Origin of the sequence: Shewanella sp. S23-S33, from assembly GCF_043359565.1 — a bacterium.
Taxonomy (GTDB): Bacteria; Pseudomonadota; Gammaproteobacteria; order Enterobacterales; family Shewanellaceae; genus Shewanella; species Shewanella oncorhynchi.
Genome location: NZ_JBHFFD010000020.1, coordinates 42770 through 69073, shown reverse-complemented (window position 1 = coordinate 69073; position 26304 = coordinate 42770). Strand labels below are relative to the sequence as shown.

General features: G+C 44.3%; 17 protein-coding genes. 9 read left to right on the top strand and 8 right to left on the bottom strand.

Features of this window, described 5'->3' with window-relative positions; all coding sequences use genetic code 11:
• Positions 1 to 471 precede the first annotated feature (471 nt).
• Positions 472 to 2451: a cation:proton antiporter gene (locus tag ACHA99_RS06075; protein ID WP_393941681.1), complete on the top strand. Its 1980-nt coding sequence runs from the start codon at positions 472 to 474 to the stop codon at positions 2449 to 2451.
• A gap of 117 nt (positions 2452 to 2568) precedes the next feature.
• Here ACHA99_RS06075 and fadE read toward each other — a convergent pair whose 3' ends face one another.
• Positions 2569 to 5016, bottom strand: coding sequence for an acyl-CoA dehydrogenase FadE (gene fadE / locus ACHA99_RS06070; protein WP_028760048.1), 2448 nt, complete (start codon positions 5014 to 5016; stop codon positions 2569 to 2571).
• A 243-nt stretch (positions 5017 to 5259) separates the two neighbouring features.
• Here fadE and ACHA99_RS06065 point away from each other — a divergent pair, with 243 nt between their 5' ends.
• Positions 5260 to 6039, top strand: coding sequence for a class II glutamine amidotransferase (locus ACHA99_RS06065; protein WP_105252419.1), 780 nt, complete (start codon positions 5260 to 5262; stop codon positions 6037 to 6039).
• A 321-nt stretch (positions 6040 to 6360) separates the two neighbouring features.
• On the opposite strand, the gene ACHA99_RS06060 is transcribed toward ACHA99_RS06065, so the two are convergent.
• Positions 6361 to 7152 carry a DUF3108 domain-containing protein gene (locus ACHA99_RS06060; protein WP_211085890.1) on the bottom strand — a complete coding sequence of 264 codons (792 nt, stop codon included), beginning with the start codon at positions 7150 to 7152 and terminating at the stop codon, positions 6361 to 6363.
• A 215-nt stretch (positions 7153 to 7367) separates the two neighbouring features.
• Complete coding sequence (locus ACHA99_RS06055; protein ID WP_173245094.1) at positions 7368 to 7796, bottom strand: MGMT family protein; 429 nt, start codon at positions 7794 to 7796, stop codon at positions 7368 to 7370.
• 279 nt (positions 7797 to 8075) lie between these two features.
• On the opposite strand from ACHA99_RS06055, the gene def reads away from it, so the two are divergent.
• The 3 genes from def to ACHA99_RS06040 all read left to right on the top strand — a co-directional run bounded on the left by def (position 8076) and on the right by ACHA99_RS06040 (position 10497).
• Positions 8076 to 8567 (top strand): peptide deformylase, encoded by a 492-nt coding sequence (def, locus tag ACHA99_RS06050; RefSeq protein ID WP_011789520.1) that lies wholly within the window; start codon positions 8076 to 8078, stop codon positions 8565 to 8567.
• 230 nt (positions 8568 to 8797) lie between these two features.
• The gene (gene rhlP / locus ACHA99_RS06045) at positions 8798 to 9643 is read left to right on the top strand and encodes a rhombotarget lipoprotein (protein ID WP_212600581.1); all 846 of its coding nucleotides are present in this window, start codon (positions 8798 to 8800) and stop codon (positions 9641 to 9643) included.
• A 227-nt stretch (positions 9644 to 9870) separates the two neighbouring features.
• Entirely contained in the window at positions 9871 to 10497 is a 627-nt protein-coding gene (locus ACHA99_RS06040) for a LysE family translocator (protein ID WP_393941677.1), read from the top strand.
• 91 nt (positions 10498 to 10588) lie between these two features.
• Here the strand turns inward: ACHA99_RS06040 and ACHA99_RS06035 are convergent, their stop codons facing one another.
• From ACHA99_RS06035 to ACHA99_RS06015, 5 genes are all read right to left on the bottom strand, one after another.
• A complete protein-coding gene (locus ACHA99_RS06035; RefSeq protein ID WP_113939622.1) occupies positions 10589 to 10798 on the bottom strand; it encodes a hypothetical protein in 210 nt (69 codons plus the stop codon).
• A 185-nt stretch (positions 10799 to 10983) separates the two neighbouring features.
• Positions 10984 to 11367, bottom strand: coding sequence for a VOC family protein (locus tag ACHA99_RS06030; protein ID WP_113939623.1), 384 nt, complete (start codon positions 11365 to 11367; stop codon positions 10984 to 10986).
• Positions 11368 to 11509: 142 nt separating this feature from the next.
• Positions 11510 to 13678 carry an alpha-amylase family protein gene (locus ACHA99_RS06025; RefSeq protein ID WP_393941675.1) on the bottom strand — a complete coding sequence of 723 codons (2169 nt, stop codon included), beginning with the start codon at positions 13676 to 13678 and terminating at the stop codon, positions 11510 to 11512.
• Complete coding sequence (locus tag ACHA99_RS06020; RefSeq protein ID WP_393941673.1) at positions 13675 to 15924, bottom strand: glycoside hydrolase family 13 protein; 2250 nt, start codon at positions 15922 to 15924, stop codon at positions 13675 to 13677. Before ACHA99_RS06020 ends, ACHA99_RS06025 begins: the two co-directional genes overlap by 4 nt.
• A gap of 120 nt (positions 15925 to 16044) precedes the next feature.
• Complete coding sequence (locus tag ACHA99_RS06015) at positions 16045 to 18864, bottom strand: TonB-dependent receptor (RefSeq protein WP_393941671.1); 2820 nt, start codon at positions 18862 to 18864, stop codon at positions 16045 to 16047.
• Between the two features lie 495 nt (positions 18865 to 19359).
• Here ACHA99_RS06015 and ACHA99_RS06010 point away from each other — a divergent pair, with 495 nt between their 5' ends.
• From ACHA99_RS06010 to ACHA99_RS05995, 4 genes are all read left to right on the top strand, one after another.
• Positions 19360 to 20982 carry an alpha-glucosidase family protein gene (locus ACHA99_RS06010; RefSeq protein ID WP_263195791.1) on the top strand — a complete coding sequence of 541 codons (1623 nt, stop codon included), beginning with the start codon at positions 19360 to 19362 and terminating at the stop codon, positions 20980 to 20982.
• A gap of 141 nt (positions 20983 to 21123) precedes the next feature.
• Positions 21124 to 22395 carry a sugar MFS transporter gene (locus ACHA99_RS06005; protein ID WP_393941668.1) on the top strand — a complete coding sequence of 424 codons (1272 nt, stop codon included), beginning with the start codon at positions 21124 to 21126 and terminating at the stop codon, positions 22393 to 22395.
• Positions 22396 to 22538: 143 nt separating this feature from the next.
• Positions 22539 to 23753, top strand: a complete 1215-nt coding sequence (locus ACHA99_RS06000; RefSeq protein ID WP_393941666.1) for an RsmB/NOP family class I SAM-dependent RNA methyltransferase — start codon at positions 22539 to 22541, stop codon at positions 23751 to 23753.
• 148 nt (positions 23754 to 23901) lie between these two features.
• Positions 23902 to 26166 carry an EAL domain-containing protein gene (locus ACHA99_RS05995; protein WP_393941664.1) on the top strand — a complete coding sequence of 755 codons (2265 nt, stop codon included), beginning with the start codon at positions 23902 to 23904 and terminating at the stop codon, positions 26164 to 26166.
• Positions 26167 to 26304 lie beyond the last annotated feature (138 nt).

The window sequence follows — 26304 nt, the reverse complement described above, 5'->3', positions numbered from 1 at the left end:
TGGATTCGGTAAATATGTATAAGTGTGGTTGTGTCTATCAAGTGAGTAGGGCCCACACGCATTTTAGTTGTTAGGGATTTGCTTATCGTCATGGTTGAAACCTAATAACGATAAAAGTTTGAGCTAGCGTATTATCGAAAGTCACCAGCGTGTATTGCTGATCAATGTCTTCGCTTCATCAAATGATTAAAGCCTTGTCGAAAGATAAGGCTTTTTTGTTTTTCTATTTTAAGTTTAAATCCCTATTTAAGGTAAATCTGATGTTTTCGGATTTGTACTACAGCTTATTTTACTTGATGTCGCTAGATTGCTCCGTTTTCTTGATTTTTTCTCCATAGGTGATGAGGGAAGAGTCATATTTTACTGTGGATATATCGAATAGATCATTTCAGCTTACTGTTCATGCTGTTGTCATCTGCGTCATTAAAGCTAAGCTCATTAGTATTTAGCTCAGTTATCTAAAGGATTTATATGGTTGAACACATTACTGGCATGCTAGCGCTAATTGGAGTGCTATCGTTATTTTGTCAATGGCTTGGCTGGAAACTGCGGTTACCAGCGATTTTACCCTTGTTGCTATGTGGGCTCACTTTAGGTCCTGGGCTTGGATTCCTTAATCCTGATGCGATTTTTGGTGATTTGCTTTTTCCGATAATTTCCCTCGGGGTCGCCGTGATTTTATTTGAAGGTGCTTTGACTCTTAACTTCAAAGAAATCAAAGATCATGGTCGTATGGTGACGCATCTTGTGACTATCGGTACTGTGATCACTTGGGCCTGTATCAGTACGGCCACCTTTTATTTACTGGATTTTAGTTGGGAAATTGCATTGCTCTTTGGGGCGCTAGTGGTAGTGACTGGACCTACGGTTATCGTGCCAATGCTCAGAAGTGTGCGTCCAAAATCCCAGCTAGCGAGTATTTTGCGTTGGGAAGGCATAGTGATTGACCCAATAGGCGCGCTGCTCGCAGTGTTAGTCTTTGAATACATAACCGTTGCCAGCGATCAAACGACGCATGTGCTCTATGCCTTAGGCTCTATGTTGTCCCTCGGATTAGGACTTGGCGCAGTAGCGGGTTATCTAACGGGACAAATCTTAAGACACAACCTATTGCCACACTATCTGCGTAATACCGCCGTTTTGACCTTAATGCTGGGTATCTTTGTCGGCTCGAACCTATTACAAGAAGAATCGGGTTTATTGACTGTGACGGTTATGGGCATTTGGCTTGCGAATATGCGTGGTGTGGATATTGCTGAAATCCTTGAATTTAAAGAAACATTAACCGTACTGTTAATTTCTGCACTGTTTATTTTACTGGCGGCGCGATTAGATTCTAATGCCATGCTCGGCTTAGGTTGGGGTGGACTGGGTGTTTTAGCTGTGACCATGTTATTGGCACGACCGCTGAGTATTTGGGTTTCTGGTATCGGCACATCTCTGTCGAAAGCGGATAAGTGGTTTTTATGCTGGATTGCCCCTCGAGGTATTGTGGCCGCGGCGGTATCTTCTTTATTTGCAATCAAGTTAGAAGCCAACAATGTGCAGGGCGCAGATGCAATAGTGCCCTTAGTGTTCTTAATTATTATCGGCACTGTGGTGGTCCAAAGTTTAACGGCGGGACGTTGGGCACGATTTCTTGGGGTTAAAGCCGATTCTGCCCAAGGTTTATTGATCTTTGGTGCCTCTAAATTTTCCAGAGAGTTAGCGAAAATTTTAAAAGCCAAAGATGTCAAAGTGCTACTGGCTGATAATAACTGGGACAATATTAGGCTTGCGCGTATGGATAATATTCCAGTGTATTTTGGTAATCCTGTTTCGGAACATGCTGAAAATTATATGGATTTAACTGGAATTGGCCGTGTGTTGATTATTTCACCTTACCGACAGTTAAACCCGTTAGTGAGCTTTCATTTCCAAGATTTTTTTGGTGCTAAAAAAGTTTTTGGTCTTAATAATACCGAAGTAGGCAGTGCGCGCCACCAGCTCTCTGAAAGTTATAAGCAACGTTTATGTTTGTTTGGTGATGCAGTGTCTTATGCCAAGATAGCCAGCTTAATGGCGAAAGGCGCTCAACTTAAAATAACGAATTTAACCGAAAATTTCAGCTTTGAAAATTTTCGTAAACGTTACGGTGAGACGGCAATACCACTGGTTTACCTGACGAAAGAAGGTAAGGTCGTCGTTGTTTCGGGTAATGATACCGTATTTCCGAATGGCATTGAGCTTATCAGTCTATTGCCAATTGAAGCTTTAGAAGAAGCCAAAGTGCAGCAAGCGATTGCAGAGCGGGAAGCCCAAGAAAAAGCAGCAGAATCTGCTTTAGCAAAGGTAAAAGCGGAAGAGGAGGCCGAGCGATTAAAGCTTGAAAAGGCTCAAGCTGATGTTGCTACTGAAGATAATACCGCTGATGCACTACAAGCTGTAGATGAGACCTTAGTAAAGAATTAACCTAGGCTGCTATTGCGTTTAATGCTGCCTAATGACTTGAGTCGTGTGATTGGTTATAGGCATTAAAAAAGGAGGCTAATTAGCCTCCTTTTTGTGGTTTAAATCTTACTGAGTGGATTACGCAGCACGTTCCTGTGAAGTGGTTGAAACTACTTCTGGACGTAGTTCTGCTGGGTCAAAGTCATCAACGTTGATTGACTTCATACGACCAATTTCTGCTCTTTCCAGTAATTGCACTTCGGCATCGCTTAACACACCTAAGGCTTTACCTTCTGCGGCAACTTTATCTAACCACATAAATGGTAGACGTTTACCGCTCGCTTTACAGACTTTGTCGTGCAGCGGTTCAGACGCGATGATGTCGAGTAGTGTTTGTTCTTGGATACCCACAGCATTGTGCTCAGAGTTAGTCCAGAACTGGCCTTTACCTAAACGGTTACGGCTTTCACACGGTGTTTGCATGATCTTAGCGACTTTATGATCTAACACATCGCTTGGGCGTTTCAGTGGACGACCGAATGGGAACATCACCACACGTAATGCGCCGCCAAGGCCCATAGGGAAGTTATCCAGTAAATCGTCTAAAGAAGCTTGCAGCTTGTACAGCGCATCTTCAACTGCCCATTGTACTAATGGTAAGTCGTCGGTTTGACGGCCTTCATCTTCATAGCGTTTCAGTGTGGCGGATGCCAGATACAGTTGGCTCAGTAAGTCACCTAAACGGGCAGAGATACGTTCTTTACGTTTAAGGTTGCCGCCCAAAGTTGCCATGGCTAAGTCAGAAAGCAGGGCAAGGTTGGCACTGAAACGGTTCATCTGTTGATAATAACGTTTGGTTTTATCTGAATAAGGCGCGTTAGAGAAACGGCTTGATGTCAGACCTAACCAGAAGCTACGGATGAAGTTACTGGTCGCAAAACCAATGTGACCAAAGATAGCCGCATCAAAGTTAGCTAAACCTTGACCCGATTCAGTATCAAACGCTGACTCCATTTCTGCGAGTACATACGGATGGCAACGAATTGCACCTTGGCCGTAGATGATCATAGAACGGGTGAGGATGTTTGCACCTTCAACAGTAATTGCGATAGGCGCAGCTTGGTAGCCACGGCCTAAATAGTTATTGGGGCCAAGACACACGCCTTTACCGCCGTGAATATCCATGGCATCGATAACGCATTTCTGCATTCTGTCTGTCAGGTGATATTTCACAATCGCAGAGATAACCGACGGTTTTTCACCTAAGTCGATACCTGTAGTGGTCAACGTGGTTACCGCATCCATCAGATAAGCGTTACCGCCGATGCGTGCCATTGGCTCTTCGATACCTTCAAGCTTGCCGATAGGCAATTTGAACTGACGACGAATGCGAGCATAAGCCCCTGTTGCTAGTGCCGCGGTTTTCACGCCGCCAGCTGAGTTTGATGGCAGAGTGATACCACGACCCACTGATAAACATTCCACCAGCATGCGCCAACCTTGACCAGCCATTTTCGGGCCGCCAATGATGAAGCTTAATGGCACGAATACTTCGTTGCCGCGAGTCGGACCGTTTTGGAACATGCAGTTGAGCGGGAAGTGACGACGACCCGTTTCTACTCCTTCCACATCGGTAGGGATCAAAGCACAAGTAATGCCGAGTTCTTCTTTATCGCCAAGTAGATGCTCTGGATCGCGCAGTTTAAAGGCTAAGCCTAATACTGTCGCGACAGGGGCTAAAGTGATGTAACGTTTGTTCCAGGTCAGCTTCATCCCCAGAACTTCTTCACCTTCCCATTGGCCTTTACACACAATACCAAAGTCAGGAATCGAGCCTGCATCGCTACCGGCTTCTGGGCTGGTCAGAGCGAAACAAGGGACTTCTAACCCTTTGGCTAAACGCGGTAAATAATGGTTTTGTTGTTCTGGCGTGCCGTAATGTTGCAGCAGCTCTCCAGGGCCTAAAGAGTTAGGTACGCCAACAGTTGAAGCCAATTCACTACTTAAGCCTGCCAGTTTTTGTAACACGCGAGATTGGGCATAAGCTGAATATTCTAAACCGCCGTATTTTTTCTTAATGATCATGGCGAAGAAACCGTGATCTTTCAGATATTGCCATACGTCGGCAGGCAGATCGGCAAGTTGATGTGACACTTGGTGTTGATTCACCATGCGGCACACTTCTTCAACAGGGCCATCGAGGAAGGCCTGTTCGTCTGCACTTAAACGCGCAACTGGGTAGTTATGGAGTTTTTTCCAGTTCGGGTTACCCGCAAACAGATCCGCTTCCCACCAAGTGGTGCCGGCTTCAATCGCTTCTTTCTCTGTTGAAGACATTTCCGGCATGATGCCGCGATATACCTTCATCAGTGGACGACTGATCACATTTTGTCTAAATGCACTGATATTTAACGGCAGCGCGATCACGAGGAAAACGATCCAAGAGATAGGGCCGACAACATCGAGTGTCCATCCAGCTGTCATCACAACAGCGGCTGTAATAGTGGCAGTGAGCAAAGATACCCGAAGGTAAGCTAGGGCTCCTAGCACTAAGATCATGGCGATGATCCAAAGTAGGGTAGTCACTGTAATTCTCCTTAAATATGACCGAGTGCCAACCACAGGTCATAGAGTGTTTTATTGATTGCGATCACAATTATAGTTTGTGGTCAGACCTGTGTCGCATAAAAGTTAAACCTAAGAGAATTTTAATACAAGTATTTTTCAAACAATTGTTTAAATTATTTGTCAGCTTTGATCATTCCACAAATGTCATCAACTAGTTACAATGCCAATAAGTAGTTTTTTGATTGATGATAGGCGAGAAATATGTGCGAGTTACTGGCGATGAGCGCCAATGTGCCGACCGATATTGTGTTTAGTTTTACGGGATTAGCCCAACGTGGTGGTGTAACCGGTCCCCACGTGGACGGCTGGGGTATTACTTTTTACGAGGGGAAAGGTAGCCGTACTTTTAAAGATGCTTGCCCGAGTAGCGAATCGCATATTGCAAAATTGATCAAATCCTACCCGATTAAAAGTGAAGTGGTGATAAGCCATATTCGCCAAGCGAATCGCGGCTGTGTGTCTTTAGAGAATACTCATCCTTTTACCCGCGAATTATGGGGACGTTATTGGACCTATGCCCACAATGGTCAATTGACGGACTATCTGCCCAAGTTTCATGTCTCGCGCTATCAACCCGTAGGCGATACCGATAGCGAACTTGCTTTCTGCTGGATTTTGGAACAAGTCGCCCAGAAGTTTGGCGGTACTAAACCTGAAGATATGTTGGCAGTTTTCCATTACGTCGCAACGTTGGCCGAGCAAATCCGTGCCTTAGGTGTGTTCAACATGATATTGAGCGATGGCGAGTATTTGATGAGCTATTGCAGTAATAACTTATGTTACATCACTCGCCGCGCGCCGTTTGGTAAAGCGAAACTTATTGATACCGATGTGGTGATTGATTTTGATAAGGAAACTACCGCCCATGATGTGGTGACTGTGATTGCGACTCGCCCATTGACCGAGAATGAACAGTGGCGCGTTATGCAGCCGGGTAACTGGAAGCTGTTCAGATTGGGTGAGCTGTTAATCGATCTCTGATGTGATACCACTGAGCTAAATAATGAGGGCAAGCGGATTTACGGTTGACTTTGTTTTGTTCAGGTCACTTTATTAAAAAGTTCGAGTCAGTATCTAACATACCTTCTAGCAATCAGTGATGAACCATTAGCGATGAACATTAACTGAACTTAGAGGTAGGCCCTAAGTTCAGTTAGATATAGTTCAGTTAAATATAGTTCGGTTAGATATTAGTTCGGTTGGGCTTTATTCGATATGAGTTTGGCTTTAGTTCAGTATTGTGAAGCTAAGGCTTTGTATCATTGGGTTAAGTTTATACATCTTAACTCAATGCCTTACCGATTAACCTTCAGTCGTGCCGAGCAGTTTAGGCACTAGCGGTTTCTCTGCAATGTCTGCAGGTATGGTTTCTTGGTGCGGCACTTCATCGAAGTGATATTTAAGTAACTTAATATCGAGCTGCTTACTGCCTTTTTCAAAGTGAGTTAACCTCACGGGCAAATACGCTAAGTCAGGCGCCATCCAGAAGAAGGTTTGACGTTTTTTATTGTCACGCACGACTTCAATTTTGACTGTGTCGTAACTGCCGCTGTCGATGTTCATTCGTTCTTTACCGATCACATGAAACTTGTATTCATCGACTTCGTTGTCCTTGACCATCTTATAGTCGAGCACTTCTTTGCCCGCCATCATATCTAGCCTAAATTGCAACTGCACCATAAGAGGATCAAAGATTTTATCATCATAGGGAAACTTGCCTTTTTCATCTTTGTAACGTGTATGAATAAAGCCTTGAGCTTTGGCGAATGCGGTTTGCTCCGTGTAATTAGGCCCGACACCTTGGCGTTGTTGTAAGTAACGCAAAGGACTGAGCTGCGCGTCATTTTGAGTAAATTCACTCAAGATGTGACGCACATCTGTTAACAATAACAGGCTGAGATCGCTATCAAAACGATACTTAAACACGCCATCTTCGGCATTGGGTAGCGTGTATTTGGCTTTTCCTAATTCAATGTCTCCATAGTTGACTTGGTATTCGGCCGTCTGCGGTGTTAGCGGCGTTGGCGCTGCCATGGCAAACATACTTTGAGTGAGGACGGTAAAACTCACTAATAATGTGGGAATGGTACGCAAAGAATGCTCCTTGGGTCGCAGGTTTTCACCTTGTATCACTACAGAATGGTCGGTAGTGGTTGATAAAAAAGTGTCGAGTAGCATGCTTACTTACACAGTTCTGGGTCAATCAGTTGAGCATAAATCAATTATCGGATCGACTGTAAGCAGGTTATAGCCGAGGACGACGTTTCTGTAAATAGAGATGTAAATAGTTTATGGATCAATATATTAAACTAAAATGGCATTGCCATGACTAAAGTCACCAGATCCGGTCGCCACTCGTATTCAGACAAACTAATTTTGCCGCAGTTCACTGTTATCCCTTCAATTCTTAATAATTCCATCTGTTCTTGAAAGAAGGTTGAATTTTTCTCGAAGGATATTTTGCCTTGACTATTGAGTACCCTATGCCAAGGGAGTGACAAATGTTCGGGAGCTGCTTTCAGCGCTTTTGACACATAACGCGCTCGTCCCGGTAATCCTGCATAATCGGCAATTTTGCCATAGCTGCTGACTTTACCCTGCGGGATCATGGCGACGATATGCCAGATTTTCGCCATAGGAGACAAGTCCACTGCTTGGGGCTGTTTTCTCGCTACACTCTGTTTATCTTGTTCAAGGTATTGATACAGCGGTGATTTGTCTTTAGGGAACGATGCCATTGAATTGTCAACCCTCAGCTTAATGGTATTCACTCACAAAGAATCACGCTCAAAAACTTTTGCTTGATGAGTTCACGCTAGTGTAACGGTAAAGCGTGGCTTAGCGGAAGATGTGAGGGTATTTGGTATTTAAAGGATTAAGCACTTCTCGATATTTTTATCGGCTAGCTCGATTACTAACAAAATATTTAAACTGTTTTTAGCTTAAATATTGTGTAAATGGTCAAATAGTCCATAATAGCGCCAATTTTTTTGACTCGATGAGAGAAGATAACTGGCATGGCTGTACTCGATATTCTAACTATTCCCGATGAGCGCCTTAAACGTAAAGCGCAACCTGTAAAAGATATTGAAGCTGTTCAGGGATTTATCGATGATTTAATCGAAACCATGTATCACACTGACGATGGTATAGGTTTAGCGGCAACTCAAGTCGGCAGTACAGATGCAATTATCGTGATCGATTTATCTGACGGTCGCGATCAGCCTTTAGTGCTGATTAACCCTGAGATTGTTGAAAAGTCAGGTGAATTCGTCGGTGAAGAAGGTTGTCTGTCTATCCCCGGTTATCGCGCTAAAGTGTCACGTTTTGAAAAGGTTAAAGTGACAGCCTTAGACAGAACTGGCAAGGCTATCGAAATCGAGACTGATGAGTTTTTAGCCATAGTGTTGCAGCACGAAATCGACCATTTGCATGGCAAAGTATTTATCGAACATTTATCCATGCTAAAACAACAAATTGCCCTTAAAAAAGTGCGTAAATACGCTTAACTTTTGACTTAAGTTGTATTTTAGAAGGTGGTTGTACCTATTGACTAGCCGCATTTATAGTGCGGCTTTTTTGTATTTAAAATCTAATCAAGGAAGATTAATGCTGTGATATGTGAACATAACAGCTTGTTTTTACTCTGATGAGTGGATAAGGTAATCCAAAATCTGCATTAGTTGTGGGTTCAGTTTTCATCATTAACAGCAAGTGTATGGATACGGTAGGGAAACAAATGAAACTTAAGGTAATAGCCTGTGGCATAGCCTCATTCGCCATGCTTTCACTGAGCGGTTGTAGTGCATTTTTTAACGGTAATACTACGGAGAAAAATGCGGTATCAAGTAGCTTAGTTGAATATTTATACCCCGATGAGAAGAGTCGCCAAGCCCAGCAGCCATCCTTACCTGTGCTGCGTTTACCTATTACCGTCGGCATCGCTTTCTTGCCTTCGTCCCATTGGCAAGCCGATGCAATTGATAGCCGAACTCAGATGGCATTACTTGATAAGGTGAAAAAATCCTTTGTCAAATATGACTATATCGATCGTATCGAAGTGATCCCAAGTACCTATCTTAAAAATGGTAAAGGTTTTGAAACCTTGCAGCAGGTTGCTCGCCTGCATGATGTTGATGTGATGGCATTGGTTTCTTACGATCAATTGATGCAAAGCCACGAGAACAAATCCGCCATTCTTTATTGGACTATCGTGGGCATGTATTTAATCCCCGGCAATGAAAATGCGATTCAAACCTTTGTTGATACAGCCGTTTTCGATATGCGTAGCCAGAAGATGTTATTTAGGGCGCCAGGTATTAATCAGTTAACTGAGAGTTCAACCGCTGTTGGCGTGACGACAACCCTAAGAGAGAAATCTTACGAGGGCTTTGATCTTGCGGTGAACGACATGATAGTCAATTTAGATGACGAGCTTGCCCGTTTTAAAACTCGGGTTAAGGAAGAGCACGTCGCCACCATAGAACATAAACAAGGTTACAGCGGCGGTGGCAGCTTATCTTTATTAATACTTTCACTATTGGGCATTTTTGCGATGCGCCGTTTAACGATTTGCCGTGAATAAAGAAATTAAGCGCAAATTAAGATCGTTAAGGATGAGCAAATTGAAGTTTGCTTTGAATCAAGACGTGAGCAAAAAGTATATAAAGTTGAGCACAGGTTCTGGTTACCAATTTACTTGTAGTTAACGTTTTGATTTTTTTTTAAAGTGGTTTACAGAGGCTGCGGTATTGCGTCGGACACCACTTAAGCGGCGCGATAGATTACGCGTTTAACAAGGAGAAAAATTAAATGGATTTAAATTCACTATTACTGTTTGCAGTTGCTTGCCTTGCTATCAATCTTATCCCTGGACCCGATGTCATCTACATTGTATCTAACACAATGAAAGGGAAAATGATCAGTGGGCTTAAAGCTGCGATGGGTTTAGGTGTGGGTTATTTTGTTCACACGCTTGCTGCTAGCTTGGGATTATCTGCCATCATTCTCAGTTCAGCGTTGGCTTTTAGTATTGTGAAGTGGTTGGGGGCCGTGTATCTAGTGTATTTAGGCATTCAAGCGTTAATATCAATGTGGCGTGGCAATAATAAAATTGTGGTTGATGACAATAGCAAACCAAACGGCAACGTAGTTTTCCAAGGCATTGTCGTTAGTGTACTTAATCCTAAAGTCGCTTTATTTTTCCTCTCTTTTTTGCCGCAGTTTATTGACCCGTTAGCGGGTTCAACGTCAATTCAGCTGTTAACCCTTGGTCTTATTTTCAGTTTGTTAGCGACCTTGTGTAACGTCCTTTATGCGTCGGCAGGAAGCTGGGTATTTAGTCGCCCCAATTCCCTGCGTTATTCGAGAGCCTTAGAGGGGATATCAGGTGTGTTGCTTATTGGCTTGGCCAGTAAAGTCATGACCAGTGATAGATAGTGGAATAAGGTCATTTTGTCGAGTAAGACATAAGTCCTCTTTGCTCTGATAGATACGAGCTTTTCAATCTAGCTATGACAAAGATCGCTTGTTACAACTTCACAAAATACGGTAGCGCGATGAGTGCTATGCCGATGCAGACGAGTAAGATTAGGTTGCTGACAAAATAAGGGTAGAGCATCAGGGTTATCCCAACGACGAGGGGGATGGGTGCACCTTGGCGTTTGCCATAGGTGAAAAAGCCAAGACCAAAGAGGCTAAAGACTAAACTCCATAGTAATAATGCTGGATTATCAAACATCTTGAGTTCCTAAATGGTTAGCCTAGGTAGGCTTTGACCTTATCGCAGCGTCAAACCGGTCAATCGATTACTTAAACTATTGGTTAAACGGCTGCGTCGTTTTATTGAGTCTAATGCTGACTATCCCGTAGCGTAATTAAGCTTTATTCATCTTATTGCTGCGATGTTGCCTTATTTCACTCGTGCTATAGCTCATATAACTCTAAGGGTAAGCCGTCGGGATCGCTAAAGAAGGTGAATTTTCTGCCTGTGTATTCGTCAATGCGGACGGGTTCAACGGTAATGTGATGGCTATGAAGATGTTCGATGGCGGTTTCAATCGATGCTACGCGAAAGGCGAGATGCCTAAGTCCACAGGCTTCGGGATAGCTTGGTCGTTTGGGTGGATTATCGAATGAAAACAACTCAATTTGACTCTTATCGGCCAGTTGTAAATCAAGTTTATAGGACTTACGTGCCTCACGGAAATGCTCTGCAAGCACGGTAAGGCCAAGAATGGTTACATAAAAGTGTTTGGACTTTTGATAGTCGCTGCAAATAATCGCTGCATGGTGAATGCCGAGTAACATCGCTTTCCTTTGTGATTTTTAATGGTTGATCAAATAAGATAGAAAGGTTTGAGAGTATAACGGTTAAAAAAAGATAGCGTCACAGTTTAGCGTGACGCTATCGGTCGATTTCACTTTTTAGCTCACCTTGGCTTTTGCTCGTTTAATCTTCCAGCTCGAATATGGCCGAAGACAGCGGTGCAAGTTGCATCTGAACTTGTCCTTCCCCTTGTTTGACAACCAACTGCGCTTTATTGTCTTCCAGCAAATCCTTAAGTGGATAGGTCCCATCCGTTAACTGCCATTGGTCGATAAGTGGCTTTGGCAGCTTAAGGGATAATGGCTTTGCTTGGATTTGATTAAAGTTATTCACAATAATCAGTTTTTGGCCCTTTTTATTGGTCGTATTTTCCTCAAAGCGCACAAAGGCAAAAGTGCTGTCATCATAACCCGTTGCACTGCCATGAGTATCCATTGTGGCGGTTTGTGCGCTGCGGTTGGCGGCATCGAGCGAGTAATACTCTCCTAAGAGTGCAGGTACATTTTTACCTGTGCTTAGGTTCAGTAATTTTTGATAATAAGCCCGCAAAGTGGCTTCCTTTACGGTTGATTGTCCACCATCAAACTTGCCATTGTTCATCCAGCGCTGATGGGCTGGGACGCCAACATAGTCAAAAATACTGGTGCGTGATGCATGACCAAATCCTGGGTTGTCGATGGCGGCTTCTCCCACTTCTTGGCCAAAATACACTAACGTCGGTGAAGTGCCTATCGTTGCCGACACTACCATAGCGGGTAGGGCATAGTGTAGATTAACGGCTTGGGTTACGGTGGGCTTATTTGTGTGCAGCGATGCTAAAAATGCTGCATTACCAATACGTTGCTCGTCGTGGTTTTCTAAAAAGTGCAGCATGTGAGATTCAATTTCCTGCACTTTTTCCTGATCTGCCGCGATATTAGCTGTGCTGGTTTTACCCCCCATCACGGCTTTTAGGGTGTCGTAAAGATTGATCTTATCGTACAGATAATCCATTTTGCCAAGTTGGATATAATCTCGGTACAAGTTAGGGTTATAGACCTCGGCTAAGATAAAGGCATCGGGATTTGTGTGTTTTATCTGGCTGTTGAGATAGCTCCAAAACTCCACTGGCACCATTTCGGCCATATCATAGCGAAAGCCATCGACCCCTTTCGCTAGCCAGTATTGCGCAATCTGATTGAATTTAATCCAAGAGCTTGGGAGCTCGGCTAAGTGTTGTTGCCAGAAAGCGTAATGCTGCGCCTGCGTTAAAGTGGCGAAATTGGCTGGCAGGCGAGGGAAGTCATAGGTGCCATCGGGGCGTACGCCGTAATTGATTTTGACTGTTTCGTACCAATCATTGGCATCGGGCTTGGCTAAGCGTGAGCCATTACCAGTCCATTTTGCGGGAAATTCGTTGAATTTGCCGTCACTTAATGGGTGAGCTTCTCCGCCCAGCGGTTTAAGATTTGCGGGTAAGCTTGGCACTTCAAAGGCATGCGCTTGTCCCTTTGCCCCCTCCGAGCCATTATTAACATCAACTTTATCAACAACGTAATAGAAGTTGTTGTTTTTGGCGTACTCCAGACTGGTATCATCATCTTCGCCAAAATCGCGCACGCCTTGGGGTTTATTAACGGATTGATAATGGCGCGCCACATGGTTTGGCACTATATCGATAATCACCTTTAAGCCGTGGTGATGGGTACGGGCAATGAGCGCTTCGAACTCGGCTAAACGGTTGGCGGGATTGACCGCCAGATCTGGATTGACGTTGTAGTAATCTTTGACTGCGTAGGGTGAGCCCGCACGGCCTTTTACCACATCGGGATCATCAGTACTTACGCCAATCGCGCTGTAATCACCAATCAATGCATGGTGGGGAACGCCCGTGTACCACACATGGGTAACACCTAGGTCCTTGATACTATTGAGTGCAATATCATTGATATCATTAAACTTGCCGACGCCATTGTCGGCAATCGTGCCCCAAGGTTTGTTGGTTGGATTTTTATTGCCATAAAGGCGAGTAAAGATTTGATACACCACAGGTTTAAGCGTCATAACCTCACTCTCAGACTTTGGTAGTAACTCATTATCAAGCGTCAGCGCCGATGCATTCACATCAGCCGATAAGCTAAAAAGCGAGGCAGTTAATAAAGAGGCACTGAATAGAGCGTTTAAACATAAGCTGAGTGATGACTGTCGACGCTGCTGGGCTTTCGCTGCTTTGGTCAGTAAAGCCACTATGGGAAATTTAGCCTCTTCAGGGCACTGAGTCACTCGGGAATTGATAGGCGATAAAAAGCTCAAGACTGAATTCCTTTTAGGGTTGAGTTTTTGATTGGGTGAGTTGTTTGAGCCTGAGTTAAATCGCTAGCTGAGTAACTCATATGATTAGAGGTTTGACGGCTAGGTAAGCCAGTATTTAGCTGCGGTCTGGCTTTAAGCTCAAGGATTGTGACCCCTGCGTGGGGCAATGCAAGCGCTTGATTGAGTGAAACTGTGTTGCCACTGATGATATCTGTAGCGTCGCCGCTATCGCCAAGTACACTGGCAAAGCGGTTTACATCTAGCGTGACTGCTTTTTCATTTTTATTGTAAATCACCATGACTTTATCGGCTAAGGGCTGAGTACAGGCATTGTGTTGGGTTTGAGAATTGTTTTGTATTAGTGACTTAAGTGCTTCGGCTTTCTGTTCAGCTGATAATGGATCATTTAATAAGCAGCGAAATTGCACATAGATGCCATCCTGCGGCACAAAGTGCAGTAAATCGCCCGATTGCAGCGCAGGGGATTGTTTACGGTAATTCAGTAGGGTACGGATAAATTGCTGCGCTTGTCGTTGAGGTTCACTCAGTCCTTGGCCGGTAAAGGCGTTAGTGGCACTGTTGGCAAACCCGCCGGGAAAATCACTGCGTACAACGCCATCGTGACGGCCCTCGGTTGGGCTTGTCATCAACACTTCTGTACCGTAGAACAGCTGCGGAATGCGTTTGGCGGTCAGCACATAGGTGAGGGCCATCTTGTATAAGTCTATATTTTCTTTCACTAAACTGAAGATACGATTGGTGTCGTGATTGCCTTCAAATAGCACTAGCTTACTAGGTTCTGCATACACAACATCGTTGGCTAACATCTCGTAAAGCTTGATAAAACCCGTATCCCAGCTTTCTGGCTCATTAAGGCTGGCAATCAATTTTTCATATAGCGGGAAGTCCATCAAACTGGGTAAATTTGAGGTATAGCCATCGGCATTGATTTTGCCCTTTTGCCAATAGGACACTGTGATGGGGTTTGCGGTCCATTCTTCACCCACAATATTAAAATGGGGGTATTCAGTCATCACGGCCTTAGACCATTTAGCGAGAAATGCTTTGTCGGCGTAGGAGTAAGTATCTTCACGTATCCCCGAAAGTCCTGCGTACTCGACCCACCAAATACTGTTTTGGATAAGATAGGTTGCCAGTTTTGGATTGCTTTGATTTAGATCTGGCATAGTGTCGGTAAACCAGCCGTCGACAAAATCAATATGATCTTGCGCTGCCGCGTAGGGATCTTGCACTGTCGTGCGCCTATGGCTGGTGAAACGGGGGCTGGTAACGCTGGATGTGATAGCGCTGGATTTAGCATCGGCAGACTGAGTCAAATTAGGCTTGGATTCTTGATTCTTTAGCTGCGTTTTTGTGGCATCGTTCAGCCAGTCATGGCTGGGTAAATCGTTGAGCCACCAATGGTTAGAGCCGATATGATTCACCACAACATCTTTAATCACCCCTAGGCCAAGCTTGTTAGCCTTAGCGACTAAGGCTTTATAATCCTCGTTGCTGCCAAAGCGGGGATCGACGCGGTATAAATTGGTAATTGAGTAACCGTGGTATGAATACTGGGCTTGATTATTCTCAAGCAGTGGATTGATCCATAACTGAGTCACGCCAAGTTTTGCCAGATAATCTAAGTGCTGGCTGATCCCTGCTATATCGCCGCCATGGCGAGCATCGGGATAATAGGGGTTGCTGGAATTGCTAGGAGAGTTAGCCGCGACTTGCTCTAACATATCGGCTTGATTGTCATTACTTGTGTCGCCATTGGCGAATCGGTCCGGCGTGATAAGGTAAATCACATCCTTATTGCTAAATCCTTGGCGCTCACGGCTACCTTTAGCGCGCCCTTGCAACGTATAGGCCAGGCGATAAAGAGGTTTATTGGCTTTTGAAGCAGAGTCAGTGCTTGAAATCACTAGTTCAAAGGTTTGCGGCGCAGCTTGGCTCAGATCTAAATTGATAAACAGATAGTGAGGGTTATCAGTGTGCTCAAGGCTTTTAAGTGCGATGCCTTTTCCTTGTATATCAACCTTAATCTGCTGCGGTAAGCTTGGAAGTTCGCGGCTATACAGCATCAGCTGTAACTCAGGATTCTGCATTCCCGCCCACCAAAAAGCGGGTTCAAGCTTAACGTCCGTCGATATATCTGGCTCAAAGGTGTTTGCATAGGCCGTATTAAATGAAGAGCAAACCAAGCATAAATAAAGCGCAATCATTAGGTTTTGACGGATCATAATGTAAGCCTTTTAAAGAGAAATAAGTAAAACGTGCTGGCATGATGAATGTTAGAAATGCTGAAATCTACATAAGCAAAAGCCTGCTTCTTAATTGAAGCAGGCTTTATTTGGGGTAGTTTATAAAGAGTAACTTAACCCTAGGAAGTACTGTCTACCGAAGTATTGGATTGTTCCTGTCTGATGTTCTTCACCAAAATAGGTTTTGTTCGGTTCATCAGTTAAGTTATTAATTTGGAATAAGAACTTAAGTCCATTTTCCAGAGCGTATGAAGCTTGATAATCCACAATCGTTTCGGCATCGAAGAAAGCAAGTTGTGATTCAACTGCCACTTGTTCTGAAACATAGCTGCTACGATATCTCATGCTGACGCGAGTATCGAAACCGTCCAGAGTATAGAACAAGGTGGTGTTGAGTACGCTTTCTGATAAACCTGGTAATGGAATGGTTAAGTTTGAACCACTTAAATCTGTGGTAAATTCCACTTCACTGTCTGAATACGAGTAGCTGCCAGTGAAGCCAAGACCGCTGAGTGGCGATGGTAGGAAATCAAAGACTTGGGTATAACCTAACTCAACACCACGAATGTAGCCGCCATTGTCGTTGTTGATCGCAGTTTGATATTGACCCAAATTTTTATTAACAGGATAAGTGACGCCATTATCAACTACTGTATCTGGGACAATAAAACCTTCAGATTCAAAATCAAATTCAGTGATAGTGAAATCGTTGATGAAAGACTTGATGTCTTTATAGAACAGAGCTATCACCACTGCGCCTTCACTGTCTTCGAAATAATGCTCGTAAGACAGATCGAATTGATCGGCATAGAAAGGATCAAGCAAAGGGCTGGTGTTACCCCAAGCATTGTATGTCTTATAGCCTTTATTTTCGTCGGAATACCAGTTACCTCGTCCTGACTTCAGCTTATTGATCGGAGGACGAGCCATCACAGAGGCTGCGGCGAAACGCAGTTGATCATTTGACGTCAAGTGGAAGTTGAGGTTGAGTGATGGTAAGTAGTCTGTGTAGGTCTGACCGATTTCATTGCGGATATAGTCAGTGCTGATAACACCCTTTTCGTCCGCGATAGGCTCGCCCAAACCGAAGCCGATTTGTTGCAGACCTGTGCTGTTCTGATCCGTGTGAACCACTCGCAGCCCTAGGTTACCTGTTACTTTGACATCACCCAGATCAAACTCTAGATTGCCCTGTACATATCCTGCCAGTATATCTTCATTAACGGCACCGCTTTGGATCATGGTCCAGTTATCCGACCAGTTAGCCGTCGGATTAAATGGGCCTTGACCCGTCGCTGCCAATTGATTGTTGACCAGCTCCACAGCCTTGTCGAAATCGATCGATAGGAAGCTGGGGTAGCCTGAAAGTTCACCACCGAAATTGACTACATTTGTCATGTCATCATTTAACACCAACACTGGTTGGTTGGCGGGGTTAGTGTCAAATTCGAAGCCGTAGCCTGCTTGAGAGCGCTGGGCGTTGAATTCACGTTTTGAGTAGCGTGCGCCGAAATCGACAGAACTCAGGAAGGATGAGTCCAGCACATAGTTAAAGTCTAACTTGTAAGCGACAAGATCATTTTGTTGATCGTATGGCCACATACCCACTTCTTTTAAACCCAAGGTCGCGGTATTGGTATAGTCGTTTGAAAAACTGACATCGGCTGGGCTTAAACCATGTAGTTGATAATTAATTGATTCGGCTGAGCGTACTTCATTACCTATATCATCATATAAAACGGCACGCGTGCCGCCGTTGACGAACTCACCATCGGCTTTTGAATAGCTCACATCACCTGCGACAGTTAATGCGCCGCCATTGTTCCACTCAATATTGACTGAGCCTGATGTCAGTTCTGAATATTTTGAGTCGTTATCGTTAATCACAAAAACGGCAAAGTTATCAGTACCATCAGTTGATACCGTTCCGCCTGTCATAGAACCATTTTCGACAACCGCATCACTAATAGTACCGTTTTTTAATGATTTAACGCGAAAGCCTCGGGCAAAGTTTTCGGAAGTGAATTTTGAATGGAATAAATCACTTTTTACACTGAGATTGTCTGTTGGTTGCCAATGGATAGCAGCCATATAACCATCACGTGTATCATCACCGCCTTTTTGCTGTAACTCAAAACCTTCACTGATTGATTCGGCAGCACCGTCGCCATTGACATCTTTTTTATCGTCGTTGAAACGTAAACCAATGAATTGACTTGCAACATAAGGTTGGTACAAATGGGCATAGCCTAGCGCCACACCGAGTGTATCTTCAAGGAATTTGCCTTGATAGGCAAAGCTAAGACGGTTGCCATATTGATCTGCATCGGAAATCTCATCCGCTCTGTCATTAAAACTGCCGCGAGCATTGATATTAAATGATTGGTCTTTGTCGCTTTTTAAGGGATCTGCGGTTTTTAATTCTACCGTACCGGCGACGCCACCTTCAATCAGCGAGGCTTTTGGTGTTTTATAGACGGCGGCTTGACTAATTAATTCGGATGGATATTGGTCAAACTCAATCGCGCGTTTACCGCCCGTTGTCACTTGTTCGTGTCCATTAAGCGTTGCAAAGACGAAATCACCATCAAGACCTCGAATATTGAGGCCGCTTGCTTGTCCACCAGTGCGCACAGCGGTCACGCCTGGTAAGCGAGTCAGTGCATCAGCGATTGACTGATCGGGAAGGGCGCCAAGATCATCTGCTGAAATCGATTCAGAGACGGTATCTCCAAAGCGTTTATCATTTAATGATTTGATGACACTGGTTCTAAAGCCTTTAACTTCAATAACCTCAATCGCAGCTTCTTTTGCTTTTGCTTCCTTATCTGTGGTCACTTCATCTGCCGCATAGGAGTGCATACTGGCACCTGCGGCGATGAGCGCTAAGGTTAGCAAACTGGGTTTAAATCGCATCATATATCTCTTCCCCTTGGAGTCGCTTTATCGCTTTGTAGAGCGTTTTATCGTTATCACCGCGTTATGTTTGCGGCCTTTTTTTGGTATCTGGGCGCTTAATTGACTGCATAAGTGCTGCGTTTATGACCAAATTGTTATGCAACGGTGAAGATACTACTCCCGAGTTTCTTAGCTGAACAACAGAGTGCATACGTATTCAATACCTAGCAGAGTTAAGAATAGACTGTGATAGAGGGTGAACTCAGGGAATAAAATGATTTTATTTTGTAATCAAGCGGCTGTTACTAAAGAGTAAATTTCATTGTGATGCCATGTGACTATTGGCTGCATCTTCTGCATACGTATGCAGGTGTATTGAACCTTATTTCCCTCTTCACGTATGCTCGGTAACACAAAAGAAGCCGCGATGACTTTACTCTGCAGTAACAAAACGATAACTGTTTGCTTGAGTGTGTTAGGGAAAGTTCGCTGTAGAATAATGATAAAGGGGCAACAATGAGTGAGTTAACGTGGTGGCGTGGTGCAGTGATTTACCAAATTTATCCGCGTAGCCTTTTAGATACCAATGGCGACGGCGTCGGGGATTTACGCGGCATTATCATAAAGCTGGATTACATTGCGAGTCTTAATGTCGACGCCATCTGGATTTCACCTTTCTTTAAATCTCCTATGGCAGATTTTGGCTACGACATCAGTGATTACCGTGAAGTTGACCCTCTTTTTGGCACTATGCATGATTTCGATGAATTGATTGAAAAAGCCCACGGTTTAGGTATTAAGGTCATTATTGATCAAGTATTAAGTCATACCTCGGACCAACATGCGTGGTTTATCGAGAGCCGCGAAAACCGTACGAATCCCAAGGCGGATTGGTATGTGTGGGCCGATCCTAAGGAAGACGGTACAGCGCCTAACAACTGGCTCGCGATTTTTGGCGGTTGTGCTTGGGAGTGGGAACCGCGCAGACAGCAATACTATTTACATAACTTCCTGCGTAGTCAGCCCGATATTAATTTCCATCATCCCGAAGTGCGCCAAGCTGTGCTGGATAACGTTGAATTTTGGCTTAAAAAGGGGGTAGATGGCTTCCGCTTAGATGCCATTACCTTTTGTTATCACGATGAACTGCTCAGGGATAATCCGGCAAAACCTAAGGATAAACGTCAGGGCCGTGGTTTCAGTGAAGATAACCCTTACGCATATCAATACCATTACTACAATAATGACCGTCCGCAAACCATCGCTTTTATTGAAGATTTACGAAAGCTCATCAATCGCTATCCAGGAGCGGTGACCTTAGGCGAAGTCTCTGCCGAAGATTCTTTGGCTGTAATGGCTGCCTACACTAAGGGCGAAGATCGCCTGCATATGGCCTACAGTTTTGAGCTGCTGACTGATGATTACAGCGCAAGTTATATTCGCCAAACCGTAGAGGCTTTGGAAGCGAGCATAGGTGATGGCTGGCCATGTTGGGCTATCGGCAATCATGATGTGCAGCGCGTAGCGAGTCGTTGGGGGCAAGGTAAGCAGAATTCAGACATGGTCAAAATGCTCAATGCCATGCTAAGTTCGCTGCGCGGCAGTATATGTAGTTATCAAGGTGAAGAACTCGGTCTAACTGAGGCGCCAATTGAATACCATGAGCTGCAAGATCCCTTTGGCAAAACATTCTGGCCTATGTTTAAGGGGCGTGATGGTTGCCGTACGCCAATGCCGTGGCAGCAAGGCGCTGACTTTAGTGGTTTTAGTGATGTTTCTCCTTGGCTGCCAATTGCACCTGCGCACCAAGCGTTAGCTGTGGATCTACAAGAATCTGATGCTGATTCTATGCTCAATGGTTATCGACGTTTTCTGGCTTGGCGTAAGTTACACCCAGTGTTAGTTGAAGGTGATATTAAATTTGTTGATACAAAGGAGCCCATTTTGGCCTTTGTTCGCACCTTAGGCGATATAAAAGTGCTCGTGGGATTCAATTTAGGTGATACCGAGGTCGAGTTTGATTTCTCTGCATTTGAAATCAGTGAGTCGCTGACGGGACACGGCCTTAAAACCGCACAAATAGAACACAATCAGCTGAAGTTTTCGGCATTTACCAGCTTTTATGCAGTGTTAAAGTGAAAATGATTCATTTTTATTCGGTTGAAGTGTTATAGATACGGGATCCCAAGCCCACAGTTTGATATAAACCCGCCCACGGGCACCATGGGGAATGTAACCTTAATTAGTTCCTGATAATAAAAACATACAGAGAGAATAACTATGGCGTCATCAATTAATACCGGTAGCTACACGAGCAGCACTGGCGAAAATGGGTCGGGCAGTTATCGTTTTGCCTTGATCTCATTGACTTCACTGTTTTTTATGTGGGGTTTTATCACCTGCTTGAACGATATTCTGATCCCGCATCTTAAAGCGGTGTTTTCACTGAATTATACTCAAGCCATGTTGATTCAGTTTTGTTTCTTTGGTGCTTATTTTCTAGTTTCAATCCCTGCGGGTAACTTAGTGAAAAAGCTGGGTTATCAAAAGGGAATTGTTACAGGTCTCGTGATTGCAAGTATTGGTTGTGCGCTGTTTTATCCTGCGGCGGCCCTCGCTACTTACAACTTGTTCCTCGGTGCATTATTTGTTTTGGCATCAGGCATCACAATCCTGCAAGTGGCAGCCAATCCTTATGTCAATGCCTTAGGCAGTCGTGAAACTGCGTCGAGTCGTTTGAATTTAACGCAAGCGTTCAACGCTTTAGGCACAACGGTCGCGCCGTTTTTTGGTGCTATGTTAATTCTTTCTGTTGCCAGTTCAGTATCAGGCGATTTAGCCCAAGCGAGCGCTGAAGCGGAAGTGGTTAAACTACCATACCTGTTACTTTCTGGCGCCTTGGCAATTTTAGCGCTGATTTTTGCGAAGTTAGATTTACCTGTGATCCGTGAGCATGATGAAAGTGTTCAAGGTGAAGTTCAGACCCATCTAGGTAAAACCAGTGCCTTACAAAGCAAGCACTTAGTGCTCGGTGCTGTGGGTATTTTCGTGTATGTCGGCGCAGAAGTGTCTATCGGTAGCTTTTTAGTTAGCTTCTTAGGTGAAAGCCATATAGCGGGTATGCCAGAAGCCGAAGCCGCCCATTACATCGCCTATTATTGGGGCGGCGCTATGGTGGGACGTTTCATTGGCTCTGTGGTGATGCAAAAAGTACCAGCAGGCTCAGTGCTTGCATTTAATGCTTTTATGGCGGCGCTACTTGTGGTTGCAGCGATGACAACCAGTGGCAACATTGCCATGTGGGCTATCCTTGGGGTGGGGTTATTTAACTCGATTATGTTCCCAACGATCTTCAGCTTAGCGCTTCGTGATTTAGGTCCACACACTTCACAGGGCAGTGGCATTCTGTGTTTGGCGATTGTGGGCGGCGCGATTTTGCCTTTATTCCAGGGCATGTTAGCGGATAATCTTGGCGTTCAGCTCGCCTTTATTCTGCCCGTGATTTGTTATGGGTTTATCCTGTTCTATGGGGCTAAAGGCTCAAAAATGTAATGGGTTAAACTGACTGTGGCAAAAAAGCGATCTTAGGATCGCTTTTTTTATGGCTTTAACCTTAACTCGGCGGCAGCACGCTTGCGTATTAGGGCCTGACCTCCTATGATCCTCCGGTTTTATCATTCATGGTGACCTTTTAAATGTTGAATTCTCCGCTTTCTGCCAGCTCGAACGAATTAGTGATCAGTATCTTAACTATGGTGCTGAGCCAAGGGAAACCCTTAGATCGGGCCTATTCTCAGCATTTTTCTGGGTTGCAATTGGTACCCGCCGAACAGGCGCGTATCGCATTAACGACGGGTGATATCCTACGTCGTTTAAATTTATATTGTTATCTGGCGGAAATTAGTCCAGATGAGATGGAGCGTTTTGGCTCTAAATTGCTTAATGCTTGGCATTTATTCCATGGGCTTGAATTGCCTAAAATGCAATATTCGTTGCAAGTTGATGAGGCGCGTTTAGCTGAGCGCACCGAGCAAGCGAAAACTAAGCCCGTGTTGTGGGACGGTTGCCCTGAGTGGCTCGATGTTATGGGCCGTGAGCAACTAGGTGAGTCTTGGGAAAAAGAGCGCGCCGCGTTAAGTACAGCGCCGAAACGTTTTTTACGCGCTAATAGCCTTAAGGTGACTCGTGATGAACTGGCCGCTAAGCTTGCCGCTGAGTTTGTGAGCACGCTCTGTGTTGATGGGGTTGATTCTGCCCTTGAAGTGATCTCCGATTCTGCCTTGTTCCGTACCCAAAGCTTTAAAGATGGCTTATTCGAGCAGCAGGATGCGGGCTCTCAGCGCGTAGCTGCAGCGCTTGATGCCAAGCCGGGGATGAAAGTGATCGATGCTTGCGCGGGTGCTGGCGGCAAAACTTTACATATAGCTGCACAAATGCAGGGTAAAGGACGCTTGTTGGCCATGGATGTGGAGCAATGGAAACTCGACAAACTTAAAGAGCGTGCCCGTCGTAATGGGGCACACAATGTCGAAACCCGTGTTATCGCCAGCAGTAAAACCATTAAACGCTTAAAGCTCAGTGCCGATAGGGTATTGCTTGATGTGCCTTGCTCTGGTTTGGGTGTATTAAAGCGTAATCCCGATGCAAAATGGCGTGATACCGTAGAGCGTTTACCCGTGTTAATGGAACTGCAAAAACACATTTTGAGCAGTTACAGCCGCATGGTCAAAGTCGGTGGCATAGTCGTCTATGCGACTTGTTCTATCTTCCCTTGCGAGAACCGCGGTCAAGTGGATGCGTTTTTAGCCGAGAACCCCAACTTTCGCCTGATTGAGGATGAAAGTATCAGCCCAGCCGATAGCGGCTTTGATGGCTTTTACCTTGCCAAACTTGAACGTATTCAAGAATAAAGCATTGCTTTTTAGACTAAAGTAAACCTTTTACCGCGCAGGTAAAGGGTTTACTTAATTAACATTAGTGCCTAGAATTTCTTATAAGTTATAAATATTTAACATTGTTAATCAGTATTTATATTGCAACTTTGCTCTTAAGGAAATTATGGCGTACGGCGTTAACCTTCCAGATCTGCTCGATCATGCAGACGTTAAACTCGCCCACAATGTCAGCATAGCTTGTTATAGCAGTATTCTTTCTATGCTGCTTAATGGCGCACCGCTACATGAAATATTGCACGCCTTAGTCTTAAAAATCGAAGCTCAAAAAGTAGGAACCAGAGGGTCTGTGTTACTGCTCAGTGCTGACGGTAAACGTCTGTTATTAGGTGCCGCACCCAATTTACCCGACAGTTACAATCAAGCCATTAATGGTGTCGAAATTGGCCCCAACGTGGGTTCTTGTGGCACGGCAGCCTATTATGCGCAGCGTGTTATCGTTGAAGATATCGCTCAACATCCTTACTGGGTTAATTATAAAGAACTACCATTACGTGCAGGTCTTAAATCTTGCTGGTCAGAACCTATCAAAGATACTCATGGTAAAGTGCTAGGCACATTTGCCATGTATTATGATACGATAAAGTCCCCAACAGAGCAGGATTTAGAACTCATTTCAGAGGCGGCAAGACTGGCGAGTTTAGCCATTGAACGCAGTCGTGCAATGGAATTTCAGCATTTAGCTGTGAAAATTTTTGACCGGTTACCCCTTGCTCTGGTTATTTCCAATTCTGACGATGCAGTTCTCTATGCTAATCCTGCTTTCAGACATATAGTTATCCCTCAAGATACTGATATCGCTAACTTTCATCCTAAGATTTTTTTAGCATCATCCCAATCTCATGAATTAGTGGGGTTATTTGAGCATTTAGCTCAGGACAGAATGTGGCAGGGTGAGTTAGTGGGTCTTAGGGGAAATGGTGAGGAGTTTTATCTTGACCTTATCGTCACAACCTTCCGAGAGTCCAATGGTCAGCAACCCTGTTTTGCATGGCTATTTTCAGATATTAGTGAACGTAAGAAAGCGGCGCAGCTGATTAAGTATCAGGCCAATAATGACTCTCTTACCGGACTTGCTAACCGCAATGCGTTATTCAAGCAGATCCAAGCGTTAATTACCTCCGACAGTTTGACACCCGGCTTTAGTTTTATGTTGATGGATTTAGATAACTTTAAGCAAGTTAACGACACCCATGGCCATGACAAAGGTGATGCGCTGTTAGTGCAAGTGGTTAAACAGATCAGCGAGTGTGTTGATGACACTATGGTGTTTGCACGCTTAGGAGGGGATGAGTTTGCCTTGTTATTACCTGGGGTTGTTAACCAGAAAGAATTGGCACAAATTGCAGATACAATTAACAAAAATGTGGCAAAACATTATGTGCTAGCCGATGGAAAAGGCGTTTATAGCTCGGTAAGTATAGGGATTGCACGTTTTCCTGAAGATGCCCTCGATCTTGAACAGTTGTTAAATTGTGCCGATCAGGCCATGTATATTTCTAAGGCAAATGGCCGCAATCGATATCATTTTTTTACTGAACAAATGCAGCTAAATGCCGAGCGTGTTGCTAGCCTTCATAATCAGCTTAAGCAGGCATTAGATCAGCATACCTTCGAGCTTTATTACCAACCTATAGTCAATGCGACCACAGGCCTGATTGTCCGTGCTGAAGTGCTGCTGCGCTGGCAGCATGAGGGAACGTTTATTCCACCCGATGAATTTATTCCCATCGCTGAGAACAGTGGTTTAATCGTTGATATTGGTCGAGATGTTCGCCTTGGTGCTATGCAGACTATTTTAGAGATGCAGGAACGAAATTGGCCCATTAATTTATCGGTGAATGTCTCGACTTTTGAGTTTTGGTCCCATGAACTACAAGATGCCTTTGTGGAATCCTTTGCTGCGATTATCGAGCAACTTGAGGTGACAGATTTCCCTTATGATAGATTAACCCTTGAGATCACTGAATCTTTGCTGATGAAGCAGCATACGTATCTTATTGATGTGCTTAATGGTTTGCGGGTTAAGGGGATTAAAATTTCTTTGGATGACTTTGGCACTGGCTATTCGTCCTTATCCTATTTGGCTAATTTCCCGATCGATCAAATTAAAATCGATAAGAGCTTTATCGACAGATTAGATGAAGGCAAACGCCACGAAGCGTTGGTGGAGGCCATAGTGCGTTTAAGCCATGCGTTAGAGTTAACTGTGACGGCAGAAGGGGTAGAAACTGAGTCCCAGCTTAAATTTGTAATGGCGAATCATATTCAAGAAATTCAAGGCTATTTATTTTATAAGCCTATGCCCAAAGCTGCATTCTTTGCCCTGTTGGCAAAGCAAGCTGAGTTGCATAAGGGGTTTGACGTTTGACCTTGATGTTTGACCTAGATGTGAGGGCGGCTTAATCAGTGGCAGTCTGATTTTAATATTGGGTTTAGATGTAAGTAATAATTCAAGTTTTAGATATAAAACATTGAAACATAATAAATAAAAAGAGCGCCGAGGCGC

Bases quoted from the DNA above. Each gene is read 5' to 3' on its own strand.
- ACHA99_RS06075 (WP_393941681.1), top strand. From the start codon at position 472: ATGGTTGAACACATTACTGGCATGCTAGCGCTAATTGGAGTGCTATCG.
- ACHA99_RS06065 (WP_105252419.1), top strand. From the start codon at position 5,260: ATGTGCGAGTTACTGGCGATGAGCGCCAATGTGCCGACCGATATTGTG.
- ACHA99_RS06055 (WP_173245094.1), bottom strand. From the start codon at position 7,796: ATGGCATCGTTCCCTAAAGACAAATCACCGCTGTATCAATACCTTGAA.
- def (WP_011789520.1), top strand. From the start codon at position 8,076: ATGGCTGTACTCGATATTCTAACTATTCCCGATGAGCGCCTTAAACGT.
- rhlP (WP_212600581.1), top strand. From the start codon at position 8,798: ATGAAACTTAAGGTAATAGCCTGTGGCATAGCCTCATTCGCCATGCTT.
- ACHA99_RS06040 (WP_393941677.1), top strand. From the start codon at position 9,871: ATGGATTTAAATTCACTATTACTGTTTGCAGTTGCTTGCCTTGCTATC.
- ACHA99_RS06035 (WP_113939622.1), bottom strand. From the start codon at position 10,798: ATGTTTGATAATCCAGCATTATTACTATGGAGTTTAGTCTTTAGCCTC.
- ACHA99_RS06030 (WP_113939623.1), bottom strand. From the start codon at position 11,367: ATGTTACTCGGCATTCACCATGCAGCGATTATTTGCAGCGACTATCAA.
- ACHA99_RS06020 (WP_393941673.1), bottom strand. From the start codon at position 15,924: ATGATCCGTCAAAACCTAATGATTGCGCTTTATTTATGCTTGGTTTGC.
- ACHA99_RS06015 (WP_393941671.1), bottom strand. From the start codon at position 18,864: ATGATGCGATTTAAACCCAGTTTGCTAACCTTAGCGCTCATCGCCGCA.
- ACHA99_RS06010 (WP_263195791.1), top strand. From the start codon at position 19,360: ATGAGTGAGTTAACGTGGTGGCGTGGTGCAGTGATTTACCAAATTTAT.
- ACHA99_RS06005 (WP_393941668.1), top strand. From the start codon at position 21,124: ATGGCGTCATCAATTAATACCGGTAGCTACACGAGCAGCACTGGCGAA.
- ACHA99_RS06000 (WP_393941666.1), top strand. From the start codon at position 22,539: ATGTTGAATTCTCCGCTTTCTGCCAGCTCGAACGAATTAGTGATCAGT.
- ACHA99_RS05995 (WP_393941664.1), top strand. From the start codon at position 23,902: ATGGCGTACGGCGTTAACCTTCCAGATCTGCTCGATCATGCAGACGTT.